Origin of the sequence: Sphingobium sp. YR768, assembly GCF_900111125.1 — a bacterium.
Classification (GTDB): domain Bacteria; phylum Pseudomonadota; class Alphaproteobacteria; order Sphingomonadales; family Sphingomonadaceae; genus Sphingobium.
In genome coordinates, this window is the sequence record NZ_FOGE01000001.1 from 268,999 (window position 1) to 282,803 (window position 13,805).

A 13,805-nucleotide genomic window follows, 5' to 3' on the forward strand; every position below is an offset into this window, starting at 1 on the left:
GGAACTGGGCTCCTGCCTTCGCAGGAGCACCGATCCCTTACGCCTCGAACTTGTCCGCGACCAGACGGTCGATCAGGCGCACGCCATAGCCGGTTGCGCCCTTGTCCCAGGTGCCGCCGGGCTTGTCGGACCAGACCATGCCGGCAATGTCGAGATGCGCCCATTTCACGCCCTCTTCGACGAAGCGCTTGATGAACTGGGCGGCGGTGATCGATCCGGCGAAACGGCCGCCGATATTCTTCATGTCGGCGATCGGGCTGTCGATCAGCTTGTCATAGGCGGCCGACAGCGGGAAGCGCCACAACTGGTCGCCGGTCGCCTTGCCCGCCGCGATCAGATCGTCGGCAAGGCCATCGTCATTGGCGAAGAGGCCGCCATATTGATCGCCCAGCGCCACGATCATCGCGCCGGTCAGCGTCGCCAGATCGATCACGACCTCCGGCTGATAGGTGCGCTGCGCCCAGGTCAGCGCGTCGCACAGCACCAGACGGCCTTCGGCGTCGGTGTTCAGCACTTCGATCGTCTGGCCCGACATGGAGGTCACGATGTCGCCGGGGCGCTGGGCATTGCCGTCCGGCATATTCTCCACCAGCCCGCAAATGCCCACGACATGCGCCTTCGCCTTGCGCCCGGCCAGCGCCTTCATCGCGCCGGCGACGGCGCCCGCGCCGCCCATGTCCCACTTCATGTCTTCCATACCGGCGGCCGGCTTGATCGAGATGCCCCCGGTGTCGAAGGTCACGCCCTTGCCGACGAAGACGACGGGCTTTTCAGATGCGCCATTGGTGCCGTCCCATTCCAGCGCCAGCAGACGGGCTTCGCGCACCGAGCCCTGCGCCACGCCGAGCAGCGATCCCATGCCCAGCGCTTCCATCGCCGCCTTGTCCAGCACGGTGATCTTGATGCCCAGCGCTTCGAGCGGGCGGCAGCGTTCGACGAAGCTTTCGGGATAGAGGATGTTCGCCGGTTCCGACACCAGTTCGCGGGTGAAGGCCACGCCCTCGGCGATCGCCGCTTCCTTCGCCCAGGCGGCGTCCGCGCCGGTCGCGACCAGCGTCAGCGTCTTGAGCGTCGGCTTGGCCTTTTCGGGCTGGCGGGTGCGGTAGGTGTCGATGCGCCAGCCGCGCAGGCGTGCGCCGAAGGCCAGCCGGGCGGCCTGTTCGCCGGTCGCGCCGCCGAAAAACTCGACGGCGGCATGAACCGCCCCGCTGGTCGATAGCTTGGCGGTCAGCGCGGCGCCGGCCTTTTCATAATCCTGCTCGCCGGCCGACCCCACGCCCAGCAGCAGCACGCGCAGCGTCTTGCCGCCTTCTTCCACGAAGCTCTCGAAGCTCGTCCCGGTTTCGCCCGTGAAGCGCGACGCGGCAGCCCCCGCCGCCAGCGTCGGCGCGGCGGCCAGCGGCAGCGCATCGAATCCGCCCTTGGGCACGATGAAGGCCAGAGTATCGGCATCGGGGCGGGTCGGGCTGAACTGGATATCCATCGGGGCTATGCTTCCTCTTATCTTGATCGGCGGGAAAACCGCCTTCTTGCCTGTCAGATAGTGCGGCTTTCCCCGTCTGGCAAAGCCGTTCGACCGATTTTGCATGGCCATGGATGCAGCGGGCGATTGCGGACCGGCCCGCTGTGCGATAGGCGAGATGTCCGATGCGCCCGTCTATAAGGCCCGACCGCTTGCGAAACACCCTGTTCCTTCTTTCCTTCCGCGCCGCATTGCTGGGCGGCGCCGCGCTCGCGGCCAGCCAGTCCGCACTGGCGCAACAGCTTAACGAGCCGCAGACCCCGATCAGCGCGCCCGACGCGCCCGTCCCCGACAATGAGGATGAAATCGGCTTTGCCGCCGACGCGCTGCAATATGACAGCAACAACGAAGTCGTCACCGCGACCGGCAATGTCCAGTTGCTGCGCGACGGCAATCGCCTGCGCGCCGACAAGGTCGTGTGGGATCGCAACAGCGGCAAGGTGGAGGCGCAGGGCAATGTCTCCGTCATCGATCCCGAAGGCAACACCGCCTATGGCGACCGATTCGACGTGACCGACACGCTGAAGGACGGCGCGGTCGACAATATGCTGCTGGTGCTCCAGTCGGGCGGTCGACTGGCGTCGCAAAAGGGGGAGCGGGTCAACGGCGTCTATACGCTGCACCATGCCTCCTATACCGGCTGCACGGTCGAGGGCGGCGATGGCTGCCCCAAGGAACCGACCTGGCAGATCAACGCCGTACGCGTCATCTATGACCCGGTGCGGCAGCGCGTGACGTACAAGAACGCCAATATCGAACTGTTCGGCCTGCCGCTGATCCCGCTGCCCGGCCTGTCTCATCCGGTCGGCGATGGCGGCGCCAGCGGCCTGCTGGTGCCCAATCTGCGCTATGACCGCAACAATGGCTTCGAAGCGGCGCTACCCTATTATTTCAAGCTGGCGCCCAATCGCGACCTGACCGTCACGCCGCATGTCTATACCGAAACGCTGCCGATGCTGGAGACGACCTATCGGCACCTGACCGATCGGGGCGCCTATCAGATCACCGGCTATGTCACCCATGGCCGGCGCGTGGGCATTGGCGACACCGATACGACGACCGCCAATACCGAAAAGGATATTCGCGGCTATCTGGATGCCAGCGGCAAGCTGCAACTGTCGCCGGAATGGAGCATCGACGGGTCGATTCGGGCCGTGACCGACCGCACCTTCCTGCGCCGCTACGATATCAGCCGCGAAGACCGGCTGCGCTCGACCATCGGCGCGCAGCGCATGGATGACGACAGCTATCTGTCGATTCGTGGCTGGGTGGTGCAAACGCTGCGTACAGGCGATTCGCAGGGGCAGACCCCGATCGCCCTGCCGGTCGTCGATTATCGCAAGCGCATCAAGGACCCGTTGCTGGGCGGCGTGCTGCAATTGCAGGCGAACACACTGGCCATCACCCGCACCCATGGGCAGGACACGCAGCGCGCCTTTGCCGCGGCCGAATGGAATTTGCGCACGCTGACGGGGATGGGTCAGGAAGTGACCTTCACCGGCTATCTGCGCGGCGACCTCTATCATAGCGGCGACAATGATCTGACGTCCGTCGCCAGCTATGCCGGCAGTCCGGGCTGGCAGACGCGCGGTATCGCCGCCGCCGCCGTAGACATGCGCTGGCCGTTCGTGGGTGAAGCCTTTGGCGGCGTGCAGCGCATTGCCCCGCGCGTCCAGATCGTGGCGTCGCCCCATATCGCCAACCTGTCGCTGCCCAATGAGGATGCGCGCGCGGTCGATCTGGAGGACAGCAATCTCTTCGCGCTCAACCGCTTCGCCGGTTATGACCGCTATGAGGATAGCTCGCGCATCACCTACGGGCTGGAATATAGCCTCGACCTGCCCAATTTCTCGCTACAGAGCAATGTCGGCCAGAGCTATCGCCTCGACAGCCGGGAAAGCATCCTGCCCGATGGCACCGGCCTGTCCGATCGCACGTCCGACATCGTCGGCCGCACGACGATCCGCTACAAGGATTTCATCAGCTTCACCCATCGTTTCCGGCTGGACAAGGACAATCTGTCCGTCCGCCGCAACGAGATCGACGCCACCGTCGGCAGCAAGAACACCTATGTGATGGCGGGCTATCTCCGCCTGAACCGCGACGTGATTTCGGGACTGGAAGATTTGCAGGATCGCGAGGAACTGCGCCTGGGCGGCCGGGTGCAATTCGCGCATTTCTGGTCCGTGTTCGGATCGACCGTCATCGACCTGACCGATGCGCGGGAAGACCCGATCAGCGTGTCGGACGGATATCAGCCGGTGCGCCATCGGCTGGGCATCGCCTATGAGGATGATTGCCTGACGCTGGGCTTCACCTGGCGGCGCGACTATCAGACCAATGGCGACGCGCGGAAGGGAAATGGCTTCGCGCTACGTCTAGCTTTCCGTAATATTGGCATATAAGGGTCACGCATCCCGTGTTCCCTGTCAGGGCTGGTTAAGGCGGACCGGCGCATCACGCGCCGTACCGTATTGGAGATTTTTGCCGACGATGCTGTCTGTCGTTCCCTCGCCCAACCGCCTGTCGCATGGCGTTCGTTCGGGCCTGCGCACCCTGCTTCTGTCCTCGGCGCTGCTCAGCGCCGTCGCCCAGCCTGTCCTGGCACAGACGGTCGGCGACGATGACGGCGTCGGGGCGCAGCAGCTCAACCTGCCCAAGGACGTCACCGTTTTTGGCAAGAGCGACCCCAATGTCCGCAAGGCGACCGCGATCGTCAACGGCCGCATCATCACCGGCACCGACATTGACCAGCGGCTTGCGCTGATCATCACCGCCAATGGCGGCAAGGTGGCGGATGACGAGAAGGAGCGGCTGCGCGTGCAGGTGCTGCGCAACCTGATCGACGAAACGCTGCAAATTCAGGAAGCCGCCGCCAACGACATCAAGATCGACCCGGCAGAGGTCAACCAGAGCTATGAGCGGGTGGCGAGCAATTTCCGCCAGTCGCCGGCCCAGTTCGACGGCTATCTGCGCGAAAAGGGCAGCTCGGCCGCCAGCATCAAGCGCCAGATCGAAGGCGAACTGGCCTGGAGCCGACTGCAACGCCGTAATATTCAGCCCTTCGTCAACGTGTCGGAGGACGAAGTGAAGTCGGTGGTCGACCGGCTGAACGCGGCCAAGGGTGCCGATGAATTCCGCCTCGGCGAAATCTATCTGTCGGCCACGCCGGAAAATCGCGAACAGATCGTCGCCAACGCCCGCAACATCATCGAACAGATTCAGAAGGGCGGCAGCTTCCAGGCCTATGCCCGGCAATTCTCCGAAGCGTCGACCGCTGCGGTCGGCGGTGATCTGGGCTGGATCAAGCCGGGGCAGTTGCCGAGCGAACTGGCGACGGCCGCCGCAGACATGCAGGTCGGCCAGATTGCCGGCCCAATCGAAACCGTGGGCGGCGTGTCGATCATCTATGTGATGGACAAGCGCAAGGTGCTGACCGCCGATCCGCGCGATTCGCTGCTCAGCCTGAAGCAATTGTCGGTCCTCTTCCCGCAGGGCACGAGCAAGGAGACGGCCAGCGCCAAGGCCGCCGCCTTCGCCGCCGCGGTCAAGGAGATCAAGGGTTGCGGCCAGGCGAATGAGATTGGCGGAAAGATCGGCGCCGATGTCGTCGACAATGACAATGTGAAGATCCGTGACCTGCCGCCGCAGTTGCAGGACATTCTGCTGAACCTTCAGGTCGGCGAAACCACGCCGCCCTTCGGCTCCATCACCGATGGCGTGCGCGTGCTGGTGGTCTGCGGCCGCGACGATCCGGCATCGGCCAATGCGCCCAATCCGGACCAGATCATGGCCCAGTTGGAAGAAGAACGGGTCAACAAGCGCGCCCGCATCTACCTGCGCGATCTGCGACGCGATGCCATCATCGAATATAACTGACACCGGCGCGCCGGATCGAACCGATCTGGCGCCCTTCGCCGTCTCGCTGGGCGATCCGGCGGGCATCGGGCCGGAAATCGTCGCAAAGAGCTGGGTGATGCGCGAAGCGCGCGGCCTCCCGACTTTCTTTGCGGTCGGCGACATTGCTTCGCTGCGCGCGGTCTGGCTTGGCCCGATCCAGACGATCAGTTCGCCCGAGGAAGCCGCCCATGTCTTCGGCAACGCCCTGCCCTGTCTTCAGGTGGCCGAAGCGGGTGAGATCGTGCCGGGCAGCCCCAGCATCGATGGCGCACGCACCGCATTTCAGGCGCTGGAAGTCGCGGTCGGCCTCGCCCGGTCCGGATCGGCGGCCGGCATCGTCACCGCGCCGGTGGGCAAGGAACAACTGTACGGCGTGGGCTTCACCCATCCGGGCCAGACCGAATTCGTGGCGGAACGCTGTGGCGTGGCGCCGCATAATGCGGTGATGATGCTGGCGGGGCCTTCGCTGAAGGTCGTGCCGATCACCATCCACATCGCGCTGGCAGATGTGTCGAGCGTGCTGACCATCGACCTGATCCGCGCCCGTGCGATGACCACGGCCAAGGGATTGCAGCGCAATTTCGGCATCGCCCGCCCGCGCCTCGCCGTCGCCGGGTTAAACCCGCATGCGGGCGAAAATGGCGCGCTGGGCCGCGAAGAGATCGACGTGATCCGACCGGCGATCGAACTGCTGCGCGCCGATGGGCTGGACATTGTCGGTCCGCTGGCGGCCGATGGCATGTTCCACGCCCGCGCCCGCGAAACCTATGACGCGGCGCTGTGCATGTATCATGATCAGGCGCTGATCCCGATCAAGACGCTGAATTTCGACGATGGCGTCAACATCACGCTGGGCCTGCCGATCGTGCGCACCTCACCCGATCATGGCACCGCCTTCGGCATTGCCGGCACCGACAGCGCCAATCCGGGCGCCATGATCGCCGCGCTCAAGATGGCAGCCGAAGCGGCCCGCGCCCGCATCGCTCATGGCTGATACCCGCCCCTCTTTGCCGCCGCTGCGCGACGTGATCGCGCGCCATGGCCTGGCCGCCAGCAAGGCGCTTGGCCAGAATTTCCTGCTCGACGAACAATTGCTCGATCGCATCGCCGCCATTCCCGGCCCGCTGAAGGACGCCCCCGCGTTCGAGGTCGGCCCCGGCCCCGGCGGCCTGACCCGCGCCATCCTGCGCGCGGGCGCCCGTCTGGTGGCGGTGGAGCGCGACCATCGCTGCCTGCCCGCGCTGGCCGAACTGACCGAAGCCTTCCCCGATCAGCTTCGCGTCATTTCCGGCGATGCGATGGAGGTGGACGCCCATGGCGAAGCGGGCGCGGGCGCGCATATCATCGCCAACCTGCCCTATAATGTCGGCACGCCCCTGCTGGTCGGCTGGCTGTCGGCTGACTGGGCGCCGCTGCCCTGGTGGAACAGCCTGACCTTGATGTTCCAAATGGAGGTGGCCGAGCGCATCGTGGCGAAGCCGGGCACCGACCATTATGGACGCCTCGCCATACTGTCCCAGTGGCGCAGCGATGCGCGTATCGCGATGAAAGTGCATCGCAGCGCCTTCACCCCGCCGCCCAAGGTCATGTCGGCCGTGGTCCACATCACGCCCAAGCCTGCGCCAGACGGCGTGCAACTGAAGTTTCTGGAGCGCCTGACCGCCGCCGCCTTCGGCCAGCGGCGCAAGATGATGCGCCAGAGCCTCAAGGGCCTGCCCGGTGCGCTGGAGGCGCTGGAAAGCCTGGGCATCGACCCGCAACGGCGCGCGGAGACGGTGAGCGTCGAGGAATTCGTCGCTATTGCGCGGATATTGAGCCAGTGACGGCGGACAGAGGCGCGGCCAGCCCATGTCCCGCCTGATCCTGTTCAACAAGCCCTATGACATGCTGTCCCAGTTCACCGACCGGGGCAGCGAAACGACGCGCGCGACCCTGTCGGACTGCATTTCCATCCCCGGCGTCTATCCGGCGGGGCGGCTGGATCGGGACAGCGAGGGCCTGTTGCTGCTGACCGATGACGGCCGCCTGCAATCGCGCATCGCCGATCCCAAGTTCAAGACGGCCAAAACCTATCTGGTGCAGGTGGAAGGCGAGATTGGCGAGGAGGCTCTCACGGCGCTGCGACGCGGCGTGCAGTTGAAGGACGGCCTCACCCGCCCGGCCGAGGCCGAACGCATCGCTACCCCTGATCTGTGGCCGCGCGATCCCCCGATCCGCGTGCGCAAGAGCGTGCCCGATGGCTGGATCAGCCTCACCATCCGCGAAGGCCGCAACAGGCAGGTACGGCGCATGACCGCTGCCGTGGGCCATCCCACGCTGCGGCTGGTGCGCTGGCGTATCGGCGACTGGACGCTGGAGGGCATCGCGCCGGGCGAATGGCGCGAGGTGCGGGTTTAGGGCGGGGAGCGACCAATGGTGATCGTTCCGCAAGATAATCCTGATTCTTGAAACCGGCCATTCATTCAGAAGGCAGGTAGAAGGCCGAATGCCGAGCGGACGTTGCGCTCTTTGGAATTTTGGGGAACGATATTCAGTATGACCGCAACCAAGATCACCACCCTCGATGACGGCTCGTCAGTTCTTGAAGCCTTCGACTACCGTTCTGAGTTCGCGTTTGATGATTTCGCATCATGGATCGCCGATACGCTCATTATCAATCCCATTTCTGGCGAGATTGGGGACGATACGGAACCTTTCAACTTCGAGTGGAGCGGCTCCGTTTTCAAAGCTGATTGGAACGATCAACATGGATGCTTCATCGCATTAGCGGATGGCCCGAATGAGGCGCTTAGACAGATACAGAGCGCTTTATCCTTCTGACGGACGGCAAATGTATACGTCCGTTGATGAGCGGATTGTTGCCTAACGATTTTTCCGTGCATCGTCCGCTATCGCCGGTCATCACTTCAAAAGCCAACCGTCCCCAATCCACCCATAGCGGACCTTATTCCCCCTCCCGTAAACGGGAGGGGGTTAGGGGGTGGGCTGGCGCTGGGTTGCAAATGCCCACCCCGCTGCGACTAAATTCGCTGCGCTCATTAAGTCTCGCCGCCCCTCCCGCCTGCGGTAGGGGCAATAAAAGCGTGACCTGCGCCAATCATCCAAATCCGGCATTTGTCGGCACTGGGATGGGTCCACGCTACTTAAAAAGTAAGATTCCGGCGCAGCCCTCTCTCTCCGCCTCAAGCCCCGATCAGGGCTTTTCGACCGGCGCGGCCTTGGGCTCCGGCGCAGCGGTCTTGTCGGTCATCGCGACGGCGGGTGGGCCTTTCTGGATCGCGGCGGCGAGTTTGCCGACCGGGGCGCAATCGCCCTTGCACAGGGCCTGCGCCTTGGCGAGGACATCCTTGGCGCTCGTCACGGCGCCCTTTTCCATCATCGCTTCGCCCTGTCCGGACAGGGCCGCGATATCGGTCGGGTCGAGCAGCAGCGCTTCCTTGTAGAGGCGGATCGCCTTGCCCTGAAGCCCCTGGGCGCGCGCCACTTCGGCCAGTTCGACATAGGCCGTGCGGTTGCGCGGATCGATGACCAGTGCGCTTTCCAGCGCATCGGTGGCCCCATCCAGATTGCCGGCCCGGCGTGCGGCCTCCCCAGCCTTCTGCCATTCCACCGATTGCGGACTGATCTGACTGTCGGGCTTCTGGCTCAGCCCCACGCTCGACACGGTGGTCAGAACGACGGCAAGGGCGATCGAGGCAGGGGTGAAACGCATCATTATCTCCAGCCATGTTTCAGGCGCTGATTCCACGCAATAGTCGCGATTTTGCGCGCCTTTGTCCATGGTCTGTTTCAAGTCCCCCGCTTGAGCCGCGCGAAGTAGAAGCCGTCGCTGCCATCATGCGCCGGCGTCAGCAACAGCCCCGCCCCATGCCGGCGCCCCACCGGCAGGTCGATCGGGTCCGCCACCCAACCGGCATGGCGCGCGAGGAAGGCGTCCGCCTGATCGCGCCCCTCCCGGTCCGTCAGGGCACAGGTAGCATAGAGCAGCACGCCATCGGGCGCCAGCAGCGGCGCGGCGAAATCGAGGATGCGGGCCTGCTCCGCGACGAGCCGGTCCAGCCGCTCCGGCGTCAACCGCCAGCGCGCCTCCGGATTGCGACGCCATGTGCCCGTGCCGGAGCAAGGCGCATCGACCAGCACGATGTCCGCCTGCCCCTTCAGGCTGTCCAGCGCCCGCGCTTCATGGCTCTGGTCCAGCAGCAGCGTTTCGATGAAGGTCGCCCCCGCCCGCTCGGCCCGTGGCCCCAGCCGCGCGAGGCGCGACCGGATCGTGTCGGCGGCGATCAAAGTCCCCTTGCCCGCCATGGCGGCGGCCAGCGCCAGCGTCTTGCCACCTGCGCCCGCGCACAGATCCACGACGGTCATGCCCGGCTGCGCGCCGCAGGCCTGCACGATGAACTGGCTGCCGGCATCCTGCACCTCGACCAGACCCTGTTTCCAGGCGATATTCTGTTCGATCGGGAAGCCTTCGGGCAGGCGGCGGCCCTGCGCAAGCCCGGCGATGGGATCGGCATCGGGCAACAGCGCAGCGAAATCGGCCGGCGTCCCTTTGAGCGCATTGACCCGCAGGTCGACCGGGGCACGGCCGAGAAGCGCGTCCTGCTCCACCGGCGATGCCAGCCAGGGCATCAGCCAAGCGGGCACGGCGCCCGGCGCCGCGCCTGGCTCGCCCGGTGCTATCGGTTCGGGCGCATGGGCGCTGCCATCGAACAGGGCGGCGATTTCGGGCAGGTCGTGCGCCAGCCCGACCATCGCCATCCGCCCGTCATCGGGCCGTTCGGCCGCGCGGCGAATCGCGCGATAGACATGGTCGCGCACCGCCCGCCGGTCCCGCGAGCCGGCATAGCGGCGGTCCTTGAAGTAGCGGGCGATCAGCGTGTCGGCGGCGGGGCCGCCGTCACGAGCGGACGCGATAATCGCATCGAGCAGTTCGATCGCCGCCTGAATACGAGCCGATGGGGTCATATCCTCCCCCGCAGGGGGAGGGTGGTGGAGGGGACGGGCGGCAGGCGCAGCGTCAGGAGAGGCTGCGCCAAGCGGCGCGCCCCCTCCACCACTGGCTGCGCCAGCGGTCCCCCTCCCCGTACCGGGAAGGAATGATTAACGGGTCGGATAATTGGGCGCTTCCCGCGTGATCGTCACATCATGGACATGACTTTCGGACAGGCCCGCATTGGTGATCTGCACGAAACGCGCGCGTTCCTGCAAATCCTTGATCGTGGCGCTGCCGGTATAGCCCATCGCGGCCTTCACGCCGCCGACCAGCTGGTGGATAACATCCTTGGCCGGGCCCTTGAACGGCACCTGACCTTCGATCCCTTCGGGGACCAGCTTCATCTGGTCCTTGATGTCCGCCTGGAAATAACGGTCAGCGCTGCCGCGCGCCATCGCGCCGACGCTGCCCATGCCGCGATAGCTCTTATAGGCGCGGCCCTGATACAGGAAGGTTTCGCCCGGCGCTTCGGCCGTACCCGCCAGCAGCGAGCCGACCATGACGCAGCCTGCGCCCGCCGCGAGCGCCTTCGCCACGTCGCCCGACGTGCGCAGGCCGCCATCGGCGATCACCGGCACGCCATGCTTCGCGGCTTCTTCCGCGGAATCCATCACGGCGGTCAGCTGCGGCACGCCCACGCCCGCGACGACACGGGTGGTGCAGATGGAGCCGGGGCCGATGCCGACCTTCACGCAGTCCGCGCCCGCGCCGATCAGCGCCTTGGTCGCTTCGGCGGTGGCGACGTTGCCCGCGACCACCTGCACATGGTTGGACAGCTTCTTCACCGCTTCCACAGCGACCGCGACCTGACGGCTATGGCCATGGGCGGTGTCGATGACGATCAGGTCGCACTCCGCGTCGATCAGCGCCTTGCTGCGCTCCAGCCCCTTCTCGCCCACGGTGGAGGCGGCGGCGACGCGCAGGCGGCCGGTGCCGTCCTTGGTCGCCTGCGGATAGGTGACGGCCTTTTCGATATCCTTGACGGTGATCAGGCCGACGCAATGATAGGCGTCATCCACCACCAGCAGCTTTTCGATGCGGCGCTGGTGCAGCAGGCGCTGCGCCTCTTCCTGACCGACGCCGACCTTGACCGTGGCCAGATTGTCCTTGGTCATCAGTTCGCTGACCGGCTGGTTGGGGTTTTCGGCAAAGCGGGTGTCGCGATGGGTCAGGATGCCGACCAGCTTGCCGCTCTGCTCCACGACCGGAATGCCGCTGATCTTGTGTCGCTGCATCAGCATCTGCGCATCGGCCAGCGTGGCGCTGGGCAGGATGGTGATGGGATTGACGACCATGCCGCTTTCGAAGCGCTTGACCGCGCGCACCGCATCGGCCTGTTCCTCGACCGTCAGATTGCGATGCAGCACGCCGATGCCGCCCAGCTGCGCCATGACGATCGCCATGTCGGCCTCCGTCACCGTGTCCATGGCGGACGACAGGATCGGAATGTTCAGCTTGATCGCCTTGGTGACATAGGTGGACGTGTCCGCCTGGCTGGGCAGCACATCGGATTCGGCGGGCTGCAACAGCACGTCGTCAAAGGTGAGGCCAAGGCGGATGTCCATGGAAAAAGCCACTTTCTTCTATGCGGACCGGACGGAGGAGAAACCGATCGCTGGGGATTTGTGGCGGCCCATGTAACCACTCCGGCGCCAAACGGCCAGACCCCTTGGGGATTTTGTTTACGCCTTTCTTGTCATCCCGATCCCGGCAGCCAGCCTGTCGCTACGCCCCCTGCCCATCCCGTCCGCGATAGAGCAAATTGGAAAAGCGCGCCTGCCCGTTGCCCGACACAAACAGCGCCGGGCGCAGGCTCAGGAAACCATCCGCCAGATTGTGATTATAGCTCGACACTTCATAGGAAATGATCTTGCGCCACGCCTTGCCGGCGCCGCGAATATAGAAGCTGGCGACATTATCGTCATTGACGACCCGCAGTGAAAAGCGGCTGCCCACAGCCGGTCCGGGCGGCGGATAGCCCTGTTCCTGCCCGACCTTGTAATTGTGCAGCGCGCCCGCATCCGATCCCAGGCCGACAAAATATCGGGCGTTGTAGAAGAGAAGAAGCCCTGCCTGCGCGCCGCCCTCCAGTTCGACATCGACACGCACTTCATAGGAGCGGTCCCCGGCGATGAAGGCCAGCGGCGAGGATTCCGCCGGCCCCTTCCCCTGCGCCTTCAACGTCAGCGCGCCATCCTTGAAAGCAACGCGATCAAGATAGTCCGCGCCGGGCGCAAAGAAGGCCAGTCGGCTCCCCATGTCGTCCGGCTTGAACGGACCGGACAGGGCAAGCCCCGGTCGGTCGGCGCGCCGGGCCGCCGGCATGGGCAGCGCCGCCGACAGGTCACCGCCGGTCATGCGCGGCCAGCCATCCGCATCCCAGACGAACGGTTCCAGCAGCATCTGCCGCCCCAGCGTGCGATAGCCATTTTCATAGCCATGATAGGCCAGCCACCAATCACCCGCTGGTCCCTGAACCGCCGTGCCATGGCCACGCGACCACCAGGATTCGTCGGCGCGCGCCGTCCGCACGATCGGGTTATGCGGGCAATTTTCCCAAGGACCGTTGATCGATCGGGATCGGGCGACGATCACCATATGGCTGGTCGGCGGCCCCGCCGTACCGCCTTGCCCGGAAAACAGATAGAACCAGCCGTCACGACGCAGTATCTTGGGGCCTTCCAGCGCCACCCCCTCGATGATCCAGTCCTCCGGGATCGGCCAGCCCGCATAAACCTGCTCGACCGCCCCCTCCCGGCGCAGCCCGTCATCGCTGATCCGCACCCGCGCGCCACCGTTCAGGAACAGATAGCGTTTGCCATCCTCGCCCACCGCATGGCCGGGGTCGATATAGCCCTTGATGTCCATGTCGACGGGCTCGCTCCACGGCCCCTCCATCCGGTCGGCATGGACGACGAAAATCTTGCAGGGAATGGCCGGCCCTGCTTCAAAACTGGGATCGGCCGGGTTGAACACCGGAATATAGATGAAATAGCGGCCGTCATGTTTCGCGATGTCCAGCGCCCAGACGGAGCCGAGCGGCACGGTCAGCGCTGGCCCCACCGGCCGCCAGTTCACCAGATCGCGCGAATGCCAGATCACGACCGCCGGGAAATAGTCGAAGGAAGAGAAGGTTGCCCAATAATCGGCGCCATCCTTCAATATGTTGGGATCAGGCCGATCCCCCGACAGAACCGGGTTCAGGAAGCGCCCATTGCCCAGGTCCGCCAGCCGCTCACCTTCGGCACCACGGCGCCAGACCGGACTGGTGGCACAAACCTCCGCCGCCTTTGCCTCACCCAGCCCCGGCATAGCCAGCCCGGCCGTCGAAGCCAGTCCCAGGAACATCGCGTCACGCCGGGAATGGACCAAGAAATTTCCCCTAAAATT

At 65.2% G+C, this 13,805-nt stretch carries 11 protein-coding genes; 6 read left to right on the forward strand and 5 right to left on the reverse strand.

The window, feature by feature from the left end; translation table 11 throughout:
• Positions 1–37 precede the first annotated feature (37 nt).
• A complete protein-coding gene (locus BMX92_RS01295; RefSeq protein ID WP_093011288.1) occupies positions 38–1,483 on the reverse strand; it encodes a leucyl aminopeptidase in 1,446 nt (481 codons plus the stop codon).
• Positions 1,484–1,647: 164 nt separating this feature from the next.
• Between BMX92_RS01295 and BMX92_RS01300 the strand changes: the two genes are divergently transcribed.
• The 6 genes from BMX92_RS01300 (at position 1,648) to BMX92_RS01325 (ending at position 8,242) form a co-directional block, all read left to right on the forward strand.
• Complete coding sequence (locus BMX92_RS01300; RefSeq protein WP_177184894.1) at positions 1,648–3,927, forward strand: LPS-assembly protein LptD; 2,280 nt, start codon at positions 1,648–1,650, stop codon at positions 3,925–3,927.
• Between the two features lie 88 nt (positions 3,928–4,015).
• Positions 4,016–5,401: a peptidylprolyl isomerase gene (locus tag BMX92_RS01305; protein ID WP_093010679.1), complete on the forward strand. Its 1,386-nt coding sequence runs from the start codon at positions 4,016–4,018 to the stop codon at positions 5,399–5,401.
• The gene (gene pdxA, locus BMX92_RS01310; protein ID WP_093010681.1) at positions 5,379–6,416 is read left to right on the forward strand and encodes a 4-hydroxythreonine-4-phosphate dehydrogenase PdxA; all 1,038 of its coding nucleotides are present in this window, start codon (positions 5,379–5,381) and stop codon (positions 6,414–6,416) included. The genes BMX92_RS01305 and pdxA overlap by 23 nt, the downstream gene beginning before the upstream one ends.
• Positions 6,409–7,245, forward strand: coding sequence for a 16S rRNA (adenine(1518)-N(6)/adenine(1519)-N(6))-dimethyltransferase RsmA (rsmA, locus tag BMX92_RS01315; protein WP_093010683.1), 837 nt, complete (start codon positions 6,409–6,411; stop codon positions 7,243–7,245). The genes pdxA and rsmA overlap by 8 nt, the downstream gene beginning before the upstream one ends.
• 25 nt (positions 7,246–7,270) lie before the next feature.
• On the forward strand, positions 7,271–7,819 hold the full coding sequence (locus BMX92_RS01320) for a pseudouridine synthase (protein ID WP_093010686.1): 549 nt from the start codon (positions 7,271–7,273) through the stop codon (positions 7,817–7,819).
• A 138-nt stretch (positions 7,820–7,957) separates the two neighbouring features.
• A complete protein-coding gene (locus BMX92_RS01325; RefSeq protein ID WP_093010688.1) occupies positions 7,958–8,242 on the forward strand; it encodes a hypothetical protein in 285 nt (94 codons plus the stop codon).
• Positions 8,243–8,615: 373 nt separating this feature from the next.
• Here BMX92_RS01325 and BMX92_RS01330 read toward each other — a convergent pair whose 3' ends face one another.
• The 4 genes from BMX92_RS01330 to BMX92_RS01345 form a co-directional block, all read right to left on the reverse strand.
• Complete coding sequence (locus BMX92_RS01330; RefSeq protein WP_093011291.1) at positions 8,616–9,134, reverse strand: tetratricopeptide repeat protein; 519 nt, start codon at positions 9,132–9,134, stop codon at positions 8,616–8,618.
• Between the two features lie 77 nt (positions 9,135–9,211).
• Positions 9,212–10,387 (reverse strand): RsmB/NOP family class I SAM-dependent RNA methyltransferase, encoded by a 1,176-nt coding sequence (locus BMX92_RS01335; protein WP_093010690.1) that lies wholly within the window; start codon positions 10,385–10,387, stop codon positions 9,212–9,214.
• Between the two features lie 135 nt (positions 10,388–10,522).
• The gene (gene guaB, locus BMX92_RS01340; RefSeq protein ID WP_093010692.1) at positions 10,523–11,980 is read right to left on the reverse strand and encodes an IMP dehydrogenase; all 1,458 of its coding nucleotides are present in this window, start codon (positions 11,978–11,980) and stop codon (positions 10,523–10,525) included.
• A gap of 160 nt (positions 11,981–12,140) precedes the next feature.
• Entirely contained in the window at positions 12,141–13,763 is a 1,623-nt protein-coding gene (locus tag BMX92_RS01345) for a family 43 glycosylhydrolase (protein WP_093010694.1), read from the reverse strand.
• Positions 13,764–13,805 lie beyond the last annotated feature (42 nt).